The organism is Maricaulis sp., from assembly GCF_048270265.1.
Taxonomy (GTDB): Bacteria; Pseudomonadota; Alphaproteobacteria; order Caulobacterales; family Maricaulaceae; genus Maricaulis.
This window is the reverse complement of record NZ_JBLWTD010000022.1, coordinates 24,597-39,507: the sequence shown is the minus strand read 5'-3', so window position 1 is coordinate 39,507 and position 14,911 is coordinate 24,597. Positions and strand designations below refer to the sequence as shown.

The following is a 14,911-nucleotide window of genomic DNA, read 5'->3' as shown; positions in this document are numbered from 1 at the left end:
GCGGGCCAGGAGCCCGCCTGGTTATGCCGCTCTAGATCTTGACCAGCATCTTGCCCTTGTTGAGACCTGAGAACAGACCGGTGAAGGCCTCGGGAGCCTTTTCGATCCCTTCCAGGATGGTTTCGGCCGGCGTGATCTTGCCCTCCATCATCCAGGTGCTCAGATCCTTGATGAATTCCGGCTGGATGTTGAGGTGATCGGACACGATGAAGCCCTGGATCCGCAGCGACTTGCCGACAATAAAGGTGAGGTTGTCGGGGATCATCGCCGGTTCGGCGTCATTATAGCGCTGGATCATGCCGCAGGCGGCCATGCGGCCATACTGCTTCAGCGTGTTGAGGGCGGCGGTGAAGTGGGTGCCGCCGACATTCTCGAAATAGGTCTCGACGCCCTGGGGTGCCACAGCGCGGATCGCGGCGGTGAGATCATCGGTCGCCTTGTAGTCGATGGCATGGTCGGCGCCGATCGATTTGACGTATTCGCACTTCTCGGCACCGCCCGCGGTGGCGATGACATTGGCGCCCATCGCCTTGGCGAACTGGATCCCGGCCGAGCCGACCGCGCCGGCACCGGCCGACATCCACATGGTTTCGCCCGGCTGCAGGTCGAGGCAGCGCTTGATGCCGACATAGGCGGTGAGGCCCGTCAGGCCGGCAATGCCGAGAAAGGCTTGCGGCGGCAGCAGGCTGGTATCGATCTTCTGAACCGCCTTGCCCGAAGCCGTATAGCCTTCGCGCCAGCCGAGCATCGACATGACGTGGTCGCCTTTCTTGAGGCCCTCGAACCGGCTCTCGACGACTTCACCGACAGCGCCGCCTTCCATCACCGCGCCCAGTTTGAACGGGTCGATATAGGTTTTGATGCCGCTCATCCGGCCGCGCATATAGGGGTCGACCGAGATGTAGAGATTGCGAACGGTGATCTGGCCTTCGGTCGGTGCCGGCAGTTCGGTTTCGACGACCGAATAATTCTCTTCTTTGGGTGCGCCCTTGAGATAGGCATTGAGGTGGATTTCACGGGATTTCATGGGGGGAGTTCCTTCCTGGAAGTTATGATTGAAACAAGCCTAGCAGGCTGAGACCGAACTGGCTGTCGAGAATCCACGACACCGCGAGAATCTGACACGCGCCGCTGATGATGATGGTGAACGGCAGGGCCAGGATCAGTCCACCGATTCGCAAGGCGGTGCCGAGTGCGGAACGGGAATAGAAACGGGCGATCAATCTGCCGGTGAGGACGAAATAGACCGCGAGCATCGCGCTCATGGCAATGAAGATCACGCTGTCCGAAAGCGTCAGGGCCGGCAACAGGAGGATGAAGACGATTGTGCTCGCATTGGTCGGCACAAGGAAGACGCACAGATGCGTCCAGAATTTGAGCGAGGGCCGGTAGAGCTTGAGCAGAATCAGGAAGGGCAGCGAGCTCAGGATCGTCATCGGCCAGATCATCAGGCTGACGCCGGTCTCGAGCGCCCGGTCGACGGCGGCCGGGTCCTGGCCATTGAGCCAGGCGGCCATGCGTTCCGGCCCCGCTTCAGGTGCCAGGGTGTCCACCGAGGGCGTCATCGGCGAGCCGAATATGGCGGCGACGGCAAACTGGACCCCGAACAGGGCGATCAGGACGCGGATCGGAGAGATATAGCGGGTGTAGTCACCCTTGATGGCCGCGAGCGCGACATCGGGCGCGTGGATGATCGAGTGCCAGAGCGTGCGGAAGATGCGTGAATCGACATCAAAGGCGGCAACGGAGATCGAATCGACGAGCTCGTAATCCGTCTGGCTTGATCGCTCCTTGTCTGTCACACGGTATCCCCTCCAATGTCGCTTCATGGTAGAGCGCCATCGCCGGACCGCAAGTAGGGGAGGCTGAAGCCGATGCAGACCACCGTCAATCATCCCTCCGGGATCGTCGTCCGCCGGGGCGAGCGCGGCGATATCGCGGCGCTGACCAGCGTGTTCTATCGCGCTGTGCGCGAAGGCGCGGGACCGGAATATTCCACCGAGCAGCGTGCTGCCTGGGCACCGGCTCCGCCGGAAGTCGAGGCCTGGGACAAGCGCCTGACACCGCAGACTGTCTTTGTTGCCGAACTGGGCGGGGTCATCATTGGCTTCATGAGCCTGAAGACCGACGGCTATCTCGACCTGGCCTTCGTCGATCCCGAGCATATCGGCCATGGCGTGGCGCAGATCCTGTATGACCGCCTCGAAACCCATGCCCGCGAAGCCGGCCTGGACCGCCTCTACAGCGATGCGAGTGCCCGCGCCCGCATCCTGTTCGAGCGCAATGACTGGGTGGTTGATTCGGAGGAGACGCCGGTCATCCGCGGCGTCGAACTGCACAATTACCGCATGAGCAAGGCGCTGACGGACGGGGCATGAGCCCCGCCCGCAGCAATGCCGGGTAACAAGCCTTGATGTGACTGTGACTTGAATGCCCCGCGCGCGCTTGTAAGCAGCCGGTATTGACCAAGGGAAGTCGTGAAAATGTCTGAATCCAGGATTGTCAGGGCGGGCGTGGTTGGCGCCGGCGTGTTCGGCGGTTTCCATGCCGGCAAATATGCCGGTGACGCGCGTGCCGAACTGGTCGGGATCTATGACCCCGATCTCGAGCGGGCCCGCGCCCTGGCGGCCAAGCATGGCGCCAAGGGCTTCGATACGCTCGCGGCCCTGATCGCCGAATGTGAGGCGTTGACCGTCGCCAGTCCCGCCATCCACCATTTCGAGGCTGCCGCCGCCAGCCTGGCTTCGGGCCGTCACGTCCTGGTCGAGAAGCCGATTGCCTCCTCGGTCGAGGAAGCGCGCGAACTGATCGCGCTCGCCGCCGCCCATGGCTGCGTGCTGCAGGTCGGACACCAGGAACGCTTCGTCTTCAACGCCATGGGCCTGTTCCAGGTGCCGGTCGCGCCGAAACGCATTGTCGCCCGCCGTATGGGCCCGCCCTCGGATCGCAATCTCGACGTCTCGGTGACGCTCGACCTGATGATCCATGATCTCGATCTCGCGATTGCCCTGGCCGGTGCTGCCGTGGCGAAGGTGGAAGGCAAGGTCGACGAGGGCCGCTTTGGCTATCCCGATATCGCCGAGGCCGTACTGACCTTTGAAAACGGCTGCGTCGCCGAACTCATCTCCAGCCGGGTGCATCATGAGCGCGATCGCAAGATGCGGGTGGAATACGAAGAGGGCATCGTCGATGTCGACTTCATCGCCAAGACGTTTGAGAACACCACGCCCTACAAGCTCAATCCGGGTTTTGCCGACACCGAGATGGCGCGCGACTCGCTCGGCGCCAATGTGAAGGCCTTCCTGGCCTCGGTGATCGATGGTGCCCCGGTTGCGGTGCCGGGCATTGCCGGTCTGCGGGCGCTTGATGCGGCCCGTGCCGTTGACGGGGCACGGCTCTACGGGTCCTGAGATTGCTTGCCGGACACAGCTTAGCGGGATAGATCGCGGGTCATGACCAAGACACTGAAAATCCTCTCCGCTCAGCTCAACCCGGTGGTCGGCGACGTGGACGGCAATCTCGCCCGGGCCCGTGCGGCCCATGCCGAAGCCGCTGCGCGCGGTGCCGATCTGATCGTCTTCCCGGAACTCTTTCTGATCGGCTACCCGCCCGAGGATCTGGTGCTCAAGCCTGCGGCTGTCGAGACCTGCCAGCGCGCCCTCGACACGCTCGCCGAAGACACCCGCAAGGGCCCCGCCATCATTATCGGCCTGCCCTGGCGCGAGGGCGCCCTGCTGCACAATGCCGTCGCCCTGCTCGATGAAGGCCGGCTCTTCGCCCTCCGCTTCAAGCATGATCTGCCGAACTATTCCGTGTTCGACGAAAAGCGCGTCTTTGCGCGCGGACCGATGCCGGAGATCGTCAAGTGGCGCGGCATCCGGCTCGGCCTGCCGATCTGCGAGGACATCTGGTATGTCGCTGTCCCCGACAAGCTGATCGCCCAGGGCGCCGAGATGATGATCTCGATCAATGGCTCGCCCTGGCGCCGTTCGATCGAGCGCGAGCGCAAGCGCGCCTTTGACCGCTGGTATGATCGCTGGACCGGCTCCAAGGCGTTGGTCTTCGTCAACCAGGTCGGTGGTCAGGACGAGCTTGTCTTCGACGGAGCCAGTTTCTCGCGCGACAGCGATGGCGCCGAATGCCAGCGCCTGCCGGCCTTCGAGGAAAGCATGGACCTGGCGGTCTGGACCCTCGATGCCACCGGCTGGCATTGCGAGGGCGCGCAGCAGGCCGAGCCTGTCACCGGCCTGGATGCTGACTGGCGTGCCATGTGTCGCGGCCTTGGCGACTACGTCACCAAGAATGGTTTCCCCGGTATCGTGCTGGGCATGTCCGGCGGCATCGACAGTGCGATCAGCGCCGCCATCGCGGTTGATGCGCTGGGGCCGGACAAGGTCTGGGCCGTGATGCTGCCCTCGCAATATACCAGCGAGGAGAGCCTCGAGGACGCGAAGGATTGCGCCCGGCGCCTCGGCATTCGCTACGACATCATTGATGTCGAACCCGCGATTGCCAGTTTCGGCGAGATCCTGGCGCCGGCCTTCCGCGGTACCAAGCTCGATGCGACCGAGGAGAATATCCAGTCGCGTGCCCGCGGCGTCGTGCTGATGGCGCTGTCCAACAAGTTCGGCCCCATGGTGCTTTCCACCGGCAACAAGTCGGAAATGGCCGTTGGCTATGCCACGCTCTATGGCGATATGAATGGCGGCTACAACGCCCTCAAGGATATCTACAAGACGGAAGTCTATGAGCTGGCCCGCTGGCGCAATGAGGCGGCCGAGCCGATCGGGCTGGGCCCCGCCGGCGAGGTCATCACTCGCCGCATCATCACCAAGGCCCCAAGCGCCGAACTGCGCCCGGACCAGACCGACCAGGACAGCCTGCCCCCCTATGACGTGCTCGACGCCATTCTCTACGGCCTGATCGAGGAGGAGAAGGCGCCGCGCGACCTCGTCGCCGAGGGCCATGATGCGGACACCGTGCGACGGATCGAGAACCTGCTCTACCGCGCCGAATACAAACGTCGCCAGGCCCCGCCGGGCGTCAAGATCGGCCCCAAGAATTTCGGCCGCGACCGCCGCTATCCGATGACCAACCGCTTCCGCGCCGATTGATCCTGCACGAAAATCTCCACGCGGCTGGCCGCTGGAGGTTTGCTGGGGCCTCCCCGTATTGGGAGGTGTGCGGGACGCCGGCGAATGCCGGAGTAGCGCAATAATGAGTTGAGACATTCGAGACGTCCCGCACGTGGAGATTTACTCAGGTCCCTCGCGGGCCCTGCCTCGAAATGACCGTGGAAGATTGGTCGAGCCCTAATGCCTCACTTCCCCGATCATGGCCCCACCGGAACTCGGGCTGTCACGCCTCCGTGCGGATGGGCTCCACGCTCCCGATCGCCGCAAGTGACTGAGCTCACGCCTCCCGTGCAACCGGAACGGGGGGATTATGCGCCAGGGTTCTGGGGGTGGGGATAACATCGCCAATTTATCGTCATCCCGACGAAAGTCGGGACCTCGATATTGCAGGCTCCGCACCTGTCACGTCGAGGTCCTGACTTTCGTCAGGATGACGTGGGAAAAATCGTAGAGGGCGGGGATAGGCTGCCGAAATATTGGCGCCCACCAAACCACCACACTACCTTCCCCCGGAGGAGCGCAGCGAATTCCGGGGCCTGCCATGCGTTGACAGTGCGAGCTCAAGCCCGCTCCGGCAGGCCCCGGAACAAGTCCGGGGGAAGAGTGCTATTGGAAGTTTTTGGAAATGGGCCCATCCGGCCCACACCCCGCCCTGAAACCCATGCCGAGACCCGGCCAGACTGGAATTGACAGGTCAAGGGCGCCGCAGGCGCCGCTCCGCGGTCGGGACCCTTGACCTGTCAATTCCAGTCTGGCGCCTTTGCTTGGCAAGGGGTTTAGGGTGAGTTCTGCCCGGCCGGTGCCGGGCAAAACCCTGACGAGCTGATCTGGAAGCGCCGCCTCGCCAGCGGGAGGCGTGTAATGGCTCGGCAGGGCGCGCGGTGGGCATGCCGTGGACTCGCGGATGGCATGCGTCCCGTCATATTTTTCTGGACGGTGTAGCCAAGTGCGGCATGATGGACCGTCAAGCCGGGGGGCGGGAATGTATATCAGTTTCGAGGCGGGAAGACGTGCGCGGGCGATCCTGGCCTGGGTTCTGGCCTGTATGGTCGGGGGGCTGTTTCTGACTGCGCCGCTGGCGGTGCCCATGGGAGCGGGCTATGACGGCGAGAATGTGCTTGCGAGCCTCGTCGTGCTGCTGATGGCGATCATCTACACCCTGGTGCTGACAGCCATCCCGGCCCTTGTGCTGGTGCATCTGGTGCGTTGGTTCGGTTGGCGGCGCGGGATCGCCGATGTGGCCGTGCCCGCTGGTATCCTGCTCGCATTCTCGGCCCTGATCACGCCCACCGACGGGAATCAGGCTGGCAGCTGGCTCCCGGTCCTGCTGTCGGTTGTCGCAGGCATTGCCGGCTTCGCCTACTGGCACTTCGCCGGCCGCCCCCGCGCGCCATATTGACACCCCCGCTTGCCCGCAGCCCGCGACAGCGTTAAGCCACCGCCTCCACTCCTTGCAGGCGTTTTCCAATGACCAAAGTCCGTTTTGCCCCGAGCCCGACCGGCAAGCTTCATGTCGGCAATGTTCGCACTGCGATCTTCAACTATCTGTTCGCCAAGAAGGCGGGCGGGACGTTTCTGTTGCGGATTGACGATACCGATACCGAGCGCTCGACCAAGGCCTATGAGGACGGGATTCGCGAGGATCTGACCTGGCTGGGGATTGGCTGGGACGAGACGTTCAAGCAGTCCGAGCGCTTTGATCTCTATGAGGCTGCGGCCGCCAAGCTGCGCGCCGACGGGCTGCTCTATCCCTGTTACGAGACCGGCGACGAGCTGGACCGCAAACGCAAGCTGCAGATGAAGAATGGCCGCCCGCCGGTCTATGACCGCGCGGCGCTGGACCTCACCGATGCGCAGAAAGCCGCCTTCGAAGCGGAAGGCCGCGAGCCGCATTGGCGTTTCAAGCTGTCGGGCAATCCGGTGGTCTGGGAGGATATGGTGCGTGGCCATGTCTCGATCGAGACGACCTCCCTGTCCGACCCGATCCTGATCCGCGAGGATGGCAGCTATCTCTACACCCTGCCGAGCGTCGTCGATGATATCGATGCGAAGATCACCCACATCATCCGCGGCGAGGATCACACCACCAATTCCGGCGCCCAGATCGAGATCTTCGAGGCGCTGGGCGGCAAGGCGCCCATGTTCGGGCACCAGGCCCTGCTGGTCGGCGCCGATGGCGGCAAGCTGTCGAAACGGATCGGCTCGCTCGGCATCTCCGATATCCGCGATGTCGAGGGCTTCGAGCCGATGGCGGTGATCTCGCTGCTGGCCCGACTGGGCACGTCGGACGCCGTCGACGCGTTCGAGACGGTCGAGGCCTTGCTGGACGATTTTGACCTCGGCAAGCTGTCGCGCTCGCCGGCCCGCTTCGATCCGGAAGACCTCAAGCGCATCAATGCCAAATTGCTGCACGCCAAACCCTATGCCGAGGTGAAGGACCGCCTCGCGGCCATGGGCGCCGATGGCGGCGAAACCTTCTGGAATGGGGTTCGCTCCAATCTCGAACGCCTGTCCGATGCCAAGGCGCTGGCCGCCCTGGTCTCCGGACCGGTGACGCCGTCGATTGCCGATGAGGATGCCGAATTCGCTGCGACAGCTGCCGAAATGCTGCCGGCCGGCGAGCTGGACGGTGACAGCTGGGGCGCCTGGACGACGGCGCTCAAAGAGGCGACCGGCCGCAAGGGCAGGGGGTTGTTCATGCCGCTGCGCCTGGCGCTGACGGGCGAGGCCCACGGGCCGGAGATGGCGGTCATGCTGCCATTGATCGGCCGCGAACGCGCGATCGCCCGGCTCAAGGGTGAAACCGCCTAGGGCGAGGCCACCCGCTTCGTTTTCAAGAAGGCCCTGCGCATCGCGCGGGGCTTTTTTGTCTTGTCTACATCTCATTTTGTCAGGATCACTTGACATCTGGTGTCGAGAGTGTCAGGTAAACATGACAATTCGTCATTAACACCTGATAGAGGCGATCATGCATCTCAATCGACTGCAGTCCCCCAAATTGCGCGCCTGGTTGCTCGCCCTGATCGGCCCGCTGATCGCGATCATCGTCGCGGTTTCCGCCGTGCGGCAGCCCGATGCGGCATCGCCGGGCGAGTCGGCCGCTGTCACATCCACCCAACAGGGAGACTGATATGGAACCCGCTGTCCGACGCTATCTCATCCATTTCGGGGGCGCGATGCTGGGCTATACCGCCTTGCTGTTCGCCTCGGTCCATGTGCTGAACACCTATGAACTGGCGCCGCTCTGGCGCGGCGGCCTGGCCTTGCTGCCGGTTCTGCCGGGGCTTTATGGCCTGCATGCGGTGATGGTGTTCTATCATTCGCGCGACGAGTTCAAACGCCGCATCATCTCCGAATCCATGCTCATCGCAGCCCTGCTGACGGGCTTTGGCTGCTTCGCCTATGGCTTTGCCGAAGGGGCGGTCGATCTGCCGTCGATCTCCCTGATCTGGGTGCTGCCGGTGATGGTCGGATTGTCCGGTCTGACGGGCTGTATCCTGCGGTGGCACTACCGATGAAGAACCGACTGCGAGTCCTGCGCGCCGAGCGGCGCTGGAGCCAGGCCGAGCTGGCCGAGCGCGTCGGCGTGTCGCGCCAGGCGATCAATGCGGTGGAGACCGGCAAGCATGATCCCTCGCTCACCCTGGCCTTTGCCCTGGCCGGGGCCTTCGAATTGCGGATCGAGGATGTCTTTGACCCCGCCGGGGAGGCCGACTAGAGCCCGGCCGCGTCCATCGTGCTCATGATATGGCGCACGGCGCTCTCGGCATCATCGTCGAGGCGGATATGGTCGGCGAGGGATTGCGGCGTGAAGCCTTCGCGTACCGTGTGCTCGATCAGGGCGACGAAGGGGTCCCAGAAGCCTTCGGCATTGAGAAACACCACCGGCTTGTCGTGCAGGTCGAGCTGCTGGCGCGAGACCACATCGAAGACTTCCTCCAGCGTGCCCGTGCCGCCGGGCAGGATGATGAAGGCGTCGGACTCGTCGATCAGCTGCACCTTGCGTTCCGACATGGTCTCGACAATGCGGATGTCGACGCCGTCGAGATGGCCTTCGCGCGCGATCAGGAAGCCGGGGATGATGCCCAGAACGGTGCCGTGCTCGGCCGCTGCGGTCGAGGCCGCCACGCCCATCAGCCCGACATCGCCGCCGCCATAGACCAGGCGCGCACCGGCGCGGGCGATGGCGCGGCCGACCGCTTCGGCGGCATCCTGATAGCTTTCGCGCTCACCGAGACGTGAACCGCAAAAGACACCAATCGACCTTAGTTTTGCCATCGAAGCATCGCCCTTGTTTGATTTCCTTATTGGTGATGGTATTCGCCCTAGCCCGGCGGCGCGAGGATTGCATCAGGTGAATTCATGATCGATAGCAGCATGTGCCCCGGTCAGTTTGGAACAGGAGAGCGGCCATGACCGCAACGCGGTCGTTTATCATTGCTGCGGCACTGGCTGCGCTGGCGATTGCTGCCGCGCTGGCCTTCATTCTGTACAGGCCCGCGCTGAGTGGCCCTGAACAATCGCCAACCCGTCCGGATGCCGCGGTTACCGCCGGCGCCGGAACCGTTACCGGCAGTGATGCCGCCAGCATGCTGGCCCCGCCGGTGTTCGACATCGTCCGCGTGGCGCCTGCCGGTACGGCGGTCATCGCCGGGCGTGGCGAACCGGGTGCCGCCATCATGGTGCTGGCCAATGGCGAGGAAATTGCCCGCGAAACGGTCAATGATCGAGGCGAATGGGTGATCATCCTTAATGAACCGCTGCCGTCCGGCGCGATCGAGCTTGGCCTGGTGATGCGGGCCATCGATGGCCGCGAGCTGAGCTCGGAGCAGGTCGTGCTGGTTTCGATTCCGGAATCACGCGGTGCCACGCCGCTGGTCGTTGTCGGCCGTCCGGGTGAAGCCAGCCGCGTCTGGCAGTGCCCGTCCTGTGCCGATTCGGAAATGGGCAGCCTCGTCCTCGAGACCGTCGATTATGACGAGACCGGTGCGGTGATCTTTGCCGGGCGCGCCGAGGCCGGCTCGACCGTGCGGATTTTCGCCAATGGTGCCATGGTCGGCTCGGTGACAGCCGGACCGGATGGCCGCTGGACCCTGCTGGCCGGTGCGCTGCTGCCGCCGGGCCGTTACGACCTCCAGGTCGATCAGCTTGATGCCGACGGCAATGTCACCGCCGTAATCGCGCTGCCCTTCGAACGTGTCGCCGCCGAAGATCTCAATCTCGGTCCGAATTCTGTCGTGGTGCAGCCGGGTAATTCGCTGTGGCGGCTGGCGCGCCAGCTCTATGGCCGCGGCGTGCAATACACGGTGATCTACGAGGCCAATCGCAGCCAGATCCGCGATCCCGACCTGATCTATCCCGGACAGGTCTTCACGGCTCCAACAGACGACGAGACCGGTCAGGACTGATCGCGGCTGCCATGAGTGCCGGACGCTTCAGGTCCGGCACTGGCGCTTGAGGCGCGCGCGCCCTATCTGTGGGTGCGATGCGACCCTCAACCCCTGATCCCCTCGACGAATCCGGCAAGACCAGCGAGGCCGGCCTCGGCCCGGCCATGGCCCGGCTGTTCGGCCTGCTCGCCTCGCCGGACATGGCGCGCTGGCGGGTGCGGATGGTGGCGGCGCTGGTTCTGACAGTGATCGCCAAACTGTTTGCCGTCGCGGCCCCGGTTTTCTTCGGCGACGGGATCAATGCCATCGCCGCACATGCGGCCAGTCCCGACGCAGCGGCGTCCGTCACCGCCGGTGCCGTCGCCAGCGGCGCGCTGACGGCCTTCGTCATCGCCTTCATCGCCTATGCCACCGCGCGCTTCCTCTCGGTCGGGGCGCCGCAATTGCGCGATGCCATGTTCGCTCCCGTCAGCCAGGACGCGCAACGCCTGACCTCGGTGAAGGCCTTTGGCCATGTCCAGCGGCTGTCGATCGGCTTTCACCAGATGAAGCGCACCGGCGCGCTCAACCGCATCATTGATCGCGGTGCCCGCGCCGTCGATTTCCTGATGCGCTTCCTGATCTTCAATATCGCCCCGACCCTGCTCGAACTCGTGCTCGCGGCCGGCGTGCTGAGCATCAATTATGGCTGGGAATTTGCCGCCATTTCGCTGGTCACGGTCGGCGTCTACATGGTGATGACCTGGTCGGTCACCGACTGGCGGGTGAAGATCCGCCGCGACATGAACAATGCCGACAACGAGGCCAATGCCCGCGCCGTCGACAGCCTGATCAATTTCGAGACCGTCAAGGCCTTCGCCGCCGAACAGCGTGAGACCGAGGCCTATGACAGCGTGATGCAGCGCTATGCCCACGCCGCGGCCAAGTCGCAATCCTCGCTCGCCGTGCTCAATGGCGGCCAGGCCCTGGTGATGAATGCCGGCCTGCTGGCGATGGCGCTGATGGCGGGCTGGAAGGCCTGGAACGGCGTGCTGCAGCCGGGCGATGTCGCCGCGGTGACGCTGATCCTGATGAATATCTACCAGCCGCTCAATATCCTTGGCTGGGCCTATCGCGAGATCAAGCAGAGCGCCGTCGATATGGAACGCCTGTTCGACACGCTGGCGCTCGAGCCCGATGTCGCCGATGCGCCGGATGCCAAACCGCTTGTGCTCAAGGGCGGCGCCGTGAGTTTTGACGAGGTCAGCTTCGCCCATGATGGCCGTGTCCGCTCGATCAACAGTGTCAGCCTGGATGTGGCGCCGGGCAGTTTTGTCGGCCTGTGTGGGCCCTCAGGGGCGGGCAAGTCGACCATTCTGCGGCTCCTGTTCCGTTTCTACGATCCCGAGGCCGGCCGCGTCTTGATTGATGGCCAGGACCTGCGGCATGTGACGCAGGAGAGCCTGCGCGACGCGCTCGGCCTGGTGCCGCAGGACGTGGTGCTGTTCAACGACACGCTGCGCGCCAATGTCATCTATGGCCGTCCCGAGGCCAGTGAGGCCGATATTCTCGATGCGCTGGAGCGGGCCCAGCTGGGCGAATTCGTCCGCCAGCTGCCCGAAGGGCTGGAGACGCGCGTCGGGGAGCGTGGCCTGAAACTCTCCGGCGGCGAGAAACAGCGCGTCGGTGTGGCGCGGGCAATCCTGAAGAACCCGGCCGTGCTGGTGCTCGACGAGGCGACCTCGGCCCTCGATAGCGAGACGGAAAAAGAGGTCCAGGCGGCCCTGGCTGAAGCGGCGAGGGGACGGACCACGATCGCCGTCGCCCACCGTCTCTCGACCATCGCCAATGCGGACCGGATCTATGTGATGGATGCCGGCGCAATCGTCGAGGCGGGCTCGCATAACGAGCTGCTGCAACGCGACGGGCTCTATGCGCGGATGTGGAAGCGCCAGAGCGAGGCGGGCGATCCGGTGATGACGATCGACGCGCCTTGATACTTTATTCATGCTCCGCTTCGATCCGTCCTTCTCCACATCCTGTAGCTGTGCCAAGCTCGATTCTCGTTCCATGGGAGTGGTGTTGTGCGAGTTGGTGAGTTCCTGGCCAGTTATCCGGGTGATGGCGGCCGAGTGTTTGAGTGGATCGAACTTCGCCGTCAGGGCGATGTCTGGATGGGGCAGGTAACGGCGCTGGGCGCGGACGGCGGTGTGACGCATCTGCGCAGCCGCAGCGGTCATGCCGATGGTTTTATCGCCGAGCTGGGTGCGCCGGGTGCCGCGACGGCGATTCTCGACCTGAGGATCATCGAGCGCGGCGAGGGCGAGCTGGTCCTGTCCGGGCGCCGCGTCGAACTCGGTGCCGGCAGTGCAAACGGCGCTCCGGCGGCTTTCATGGCCGAGTATGATTCCCGCGTCGAAATCCAGACCAGTCCGATCCACGGTCATGGCGTCTTCGCCCGGCGCGACCTGGCAGCCGGCGATGTGATCACCGTGATTCGCGGCGAGATGACGAGCGTGCAGACACCTCATTCCGCGCGCATCACCGATGAGGTCCACTGCGAGCCGACCGGCTATCTGCGCTATATCAACCATTGCTGCGAGGCCAACAGCGTCATCGATGCCACCGATCCGGCGCGGCCCTTGCTGCGCGCCGATCGCGCCATCGCGGCGGGCGAGGAAGTCAATTTCGATTATATCGAGAATGAGGGCGAGATTGTCGGCGGTTTTGCCTGCAATTGCGGCGCGGCGACACACCATATCTGAGGCCGGCAGCAATCGCGCTGGCCCGCCGGGCTGAAATCCCGTTCAATCGCCACAGCTGGCGAAGGGGAATTGGATTTGGCCGAGGATCGCAAACAGATCGGATTGATCGGGCTGGGGGCTTTCGGGCGCTTTGCCGCCGGGCATCTGTCCCCGCATTTCGACATTCTGGGCCATGATCCCGATGCGCCGCCGGTGGTCGGCATTGAGCGTGTCAGCCTGGCGCAGGCGGCAGCCTGTCCGATCGTGGTGCTGGCGGTGCCGGTACAGGCACTGGAGCAGACCTGCAGCGAGATCGCCGCTGTGCTGCCACAGGGCGCGCTGGTGCTTGATGTCGCCTCGGTGAAGGTCGAGCCCATGCGGGTGATGCGTGACACGCTGCCCGACCATGTCCGCATTATCGGCACGCATCCCCTGTTCGGACCGCAAAGCGCAGCGCAGGGGCTGGCGGGGCAGTCAATCGTGATCTGTCCCGAGGCCGGCGCTGATGCTGGCGGTGTGGAAGCGTTGTGCGGCGATGTATTGGGGCTGGAGGTGCATCTGTCCGATGCGGACACGCATGACCGGGCGATGGCCAATGTGCAGGCGCTGACGCATCTGGTCTCGCGCGTAATCGCCGAGCTGGATATCCCGCCGCCGCCCTACACCACGAAAAGCTATGATCTTCTGCGTCAGGCGACGGATCTGGTGCGCAATGACAGCGACGAACTCTTCCAGGCGATCGAGCAGCTCAATCCCTATGCCGCCTCGCTGCGCAAGCGCTTTTTCGAGGCCGCGCGTAGGTTCGACGGGCGGCTCGAGGCGCGGGCAAAGACCTGAAAGGGATAATTCGCTTGCGAGAGTGGCTCCCCGGGCCGGACTCGAACCAGCGACAAAGCGGTTAACAGCCGCTTGCTCTACCAACTGAGCTACCGGGGAACATCTCTCTCGCAAGCGAGACGGCGCGTATATCAGAGCTTTTGCGGCGGTGGCAAGCGCGTTGCTGCCAGAGTTCTGCATTTGCTCTGCTATTCGCAGGCAAAAAAAATCGGGAGCCGTCTGGGCTCCCGAAAAGGCATTGGGTGGATGGTGGGGTGTCTTCACGGGAAGACATGAGCAAATTCACCCGAGAGCCCTTAAGGACCGGTTAATTTCCGCGGCGGATTTTCTCATTTGGTTCAGTGTGATTGCTGAAAACCTAATCGATACATGGAAATATGGCGTGTTGCGTTAGGTCGAGATTATCCATGATGCAGCGGGTTTCCGACCGGCCCGCGCCCTGTGATATGGGTCTGTGATGGCAATTTCGGGGAGAATCACATGCGCGAGCATCAGAATTTCGAATCATTCTGGCCCTATTATCTGCGCGAACATGCACGGCCTGCGACCCGCCACTGGCACTATGTCGGCTCGACCCTGGCGGTCCTGGTGCTGCTCGGCGCGATTCTGACCCAGACCTGGTGGGCCTTGCTGGCTGTGCCCCTGGCCGGATATTTCTTCGCCTGGGTCAGCCACGCCTTTGTCGAGCGCAACAAGCCGGCCACCTTCACCTACCCGCTCTGGTCACTGATCGGGGATTTCCGGATGTATCTGATGTTCCTGACCGGGCGGCTTGATGCCGAGCTCGAAAAGGCCGGCATTGGCGCGGCCTCTGCTGAAGCCTGAT

16 protein-coding genes and 1 tRNA gene are annotated in these 14,911 nt (G+C 63.8%); 13 read left to right on the top strand and 4 right to left on the bottom strand.

Annotated elements, in window-relative coordinates:
- Nucleotides 1-31: 31 nt before the first annotated feature.
- Complete coding sequence (locus ACN0YF_RS11700) at nucleotides 32-1,027, bottom strand: NADP-dependent oxidoreductase (protein WP_417494525.1); 996 nt, start codon at nucleotides 1,025-1,027, stop codon at nucleotides 32-34.
- Nucleotides 1,028-1,049: 22 nt separating this feature from the next.
- Nucleotides 1,050-1,802 (bottom strand): hypothetical protein, encoded by a 753-nt coding sequence (locus tag ACN0YF_RS11695; protein ID WP_417482591.1) that lies wholly within the window; start codon nucleotides 1,800-1,802, stop codon nucleotides 1,050-1,052.
- A 72-nt stretch (nucleotides 1,803-1,874) separates the two neighbouring features.
- On the opposite strand from ACN0YF_RS11695, the gene ACN0YF_RS11690 reads away from it, so the two are divergent.
- The 8 genes from ACN0YF_RS11690 (at nucleotide 1,875) to ACN0YF_RS11655 (ending at nucleotide 8,853) form a co-directional block, all read left to right on the top strand.
- Complete coding sequence (locus tag ACN0YF_RS11690; protein WP_417482590.1) at nucleotides 1,875-2,378, top strand: GNAT family N-acetyltransferase; 504 nt, start codon at nucleotides 1,875-1,877, stop codon at nucleotides 2,376-2,378.
- Between the two features lie 105 nt (nucleotides 2,379-2,483).
- A complete protein-coding gene (locus ACN0YF_RS11685; protein WP_417494524.1) occupies nucleotides 2,484-3,410 on the top strand; it encodes a Gfo/Idh/MocA family protein in 927 nt (308 codons plus the stop codon).
- A 42-nt stretch (nucleotides 3,411-3,452) separates the two neighbouring features.
- Nucleotides 3,453-5,114 carry an NAD+ synthase gene (locus tag ACN0YF_RS11680; RefSeq protein WP_417494523.1) on the top strand — a complete coding sequence of 554 codons (1,662 nt, stop codon included), beginning with the start codon at nucleotides 3,453-3,455 and terminating at the stop codon, nucleotides 5,112-5,114.
- Nucleotides 5,115-6,117: 1,003 nt separating this feature from the next.
- The gene (locus tag ACN0YF_RS11675; RefSeq protein ID WP_417494522.1) at nucleotides 6,118-6,534 is read left to right on the top strand and encodes a hypothetical protein; all 417 of its coding nucleotides are present in this window, start codon (nucleotides 6,118-6,120) and stop codon (nucleotides 6,532-6,534) included.
- A gap of 68 nt (nucleotides 6,535-6,602) precedes the next feature.
- Complete coding sequence (gene gltX, locus ACN0YF_RS11670) at nucleotides 6,603-7,946, top strand: glutamate--tRNA ligase (protein ID WP_417494521.1); 1,344 nt, start codon at nucleotides 6,603-6,605, stop codon at nucleotides 7,944-7,946.
- Nucleotides 7,947-8,103: 157 nt separating this feature from the next.
- Nucleotides 8,104-8,265 (top strand): hypothetical protein, encoded by a 162-nt coding sequence (locus tag ACN0YF_RS11665; RefSeq protein ID WP_417494520.1) that lies wholly within the window; start codon nucleotides 8,104-8,106, stop codon nucleotides 8,263-8,265.
- A 1-nt stretch (nucleotide 8,266) separates the two neighbouring features.
- Entirely contained in the window at nucleotides 8,267-8,653 is a 387-nt protein-coding gene (locus tag ACN0YF_RS11660) for a hypothetical protein (protein WP_417494519.1), read from the top strand.
- On the top strand, nucleotides 8,650-8,853 hold the full coding sequence (locus tag ACN0YF_RS11655) for a helix-turn-helix transcriptional regulator (RefSeq protein ID WP_417482584.1): 204 nt from the start codon (nucleotides 8,650-8,652) through the stop codon (nucleotides 8,851-8,853). The genes ACN0YF_RS11660 and ACN0YF_RS11655 overlap by 4 nt, the downstream gene beginning before the upstream one ends.
- Here ACN0YF_RS11655 and ACN0YF_RS11650 read toward each other — a convergent pair.
- Complete coding sequence (locus ACN0YF_RS11650) at nucleotides 8,850-9,413, bottom strand: TIGR00730 family Rossman fold protein (RefSeq protein ID WP_417494518.1); 564 nt, start codon at nucleotides 9,411-9,413, stop codon at nucleotides 8,850-8,852. The two genes, ACN0YF_RS11655 and ACN0YF_RS11650, sit on opposite strands and share 4 nt — an antisense overlap.
- Before the next feature lie 134 nt (nucleotides 9,414-9,547).
- Here ACN0YF_RS11650 and ACN0YF_RS11645 point away from each other — a divergent pair, with 134 nt between their 5' ends.
- From ACN0YF_RS11645 to ACN0YF_RS11630, 4 genes are all read left to right on the top strand, one after another.
- Complete coding sequence (locus ACN0YF_RS11645) at nucleotides 9,548-10,543, top strand: Ig-like domain-containing protein (RefSeq protein ID WP_417482582.1); 996 nt, start codon at nucleotides 9,548-9,550, stop codon at nucleotides 10,541-10,543.
- Nucleotides 10,544-10,620: 77 nt separating this feature from the next.
- The gene (locus ACN0YF_RS11640) at nucleotides 10,621-12,501 is read left to right on the top strand and encodes an ABCB family ABC transporter ATP-binding protein/permease (RefSeq protein WP_417494517.1); all 1,881 of its coding nucleotides are present in this window, start codon (nucleotides 10,621-10,623) and stop codon (nucleotides 12,499-12,501) included.
- An 87-nt stretch (nucleotides 12,502-12,588) separates the two neighbouring features.
- Complete coding sequence (locus tag ACN0YF_RS11635) at nucleotides 12,589-13,269, top strand: SET domain-containing protein (RefSeq protein WP_417494516.1); 681 nt, start codon at nucleotides 12,589-12,591, stop codon at nucleotides 13,267-13,269.
- Nucleotides 13,270-13,344: 75 nt separating this feature from the next.
- On the top strand, nucleotides 13,345-14,085 hold the full coding sequence (locus tag ACN0YF_RS11630) for a prephenate dehydrogenase/arogenate dehydrogenase family protein (RefSeq protein ID WP_417494515.1): 741 nt from the start codon (nucleotides 13,345-13,347) through the stop codon (nucleotides 14,083-14,085).
- Nucleotides 14,086-14,108: 23 nt separating this feature from the next.
- On the opposite strand, the gene ACN0YF_RS11625 is transcribed toward ACN0YF_RS11630, so the two are convergent.
- Nucleotides 14,109-14,184: transfer RNA gene (locus ACN0YF_RS11625), tRNA-Asn, on the bottom strand.
- 381 nt (nucleotides 14,185-14,565) lie between these two features.
- On the opposite strand from ACN0YF_RS11625, the gene ACN0YF_RS11620 reads away from it, so the two are divergent.
- Nucleotides 14,566-14,910: an Mpo1-like protein gene (locus tag ACN0YF_RS11620; RefSeq protein ID WP_417482578.1), complete on the top strand. Its 345-nt coding sequence runs from the start codon at nucleotides 14,566-14,568 to the stop codon at nucleotides 14,908-14,910.
- Nucleotide 14,911: the final 1 nt, after the last annotated feature.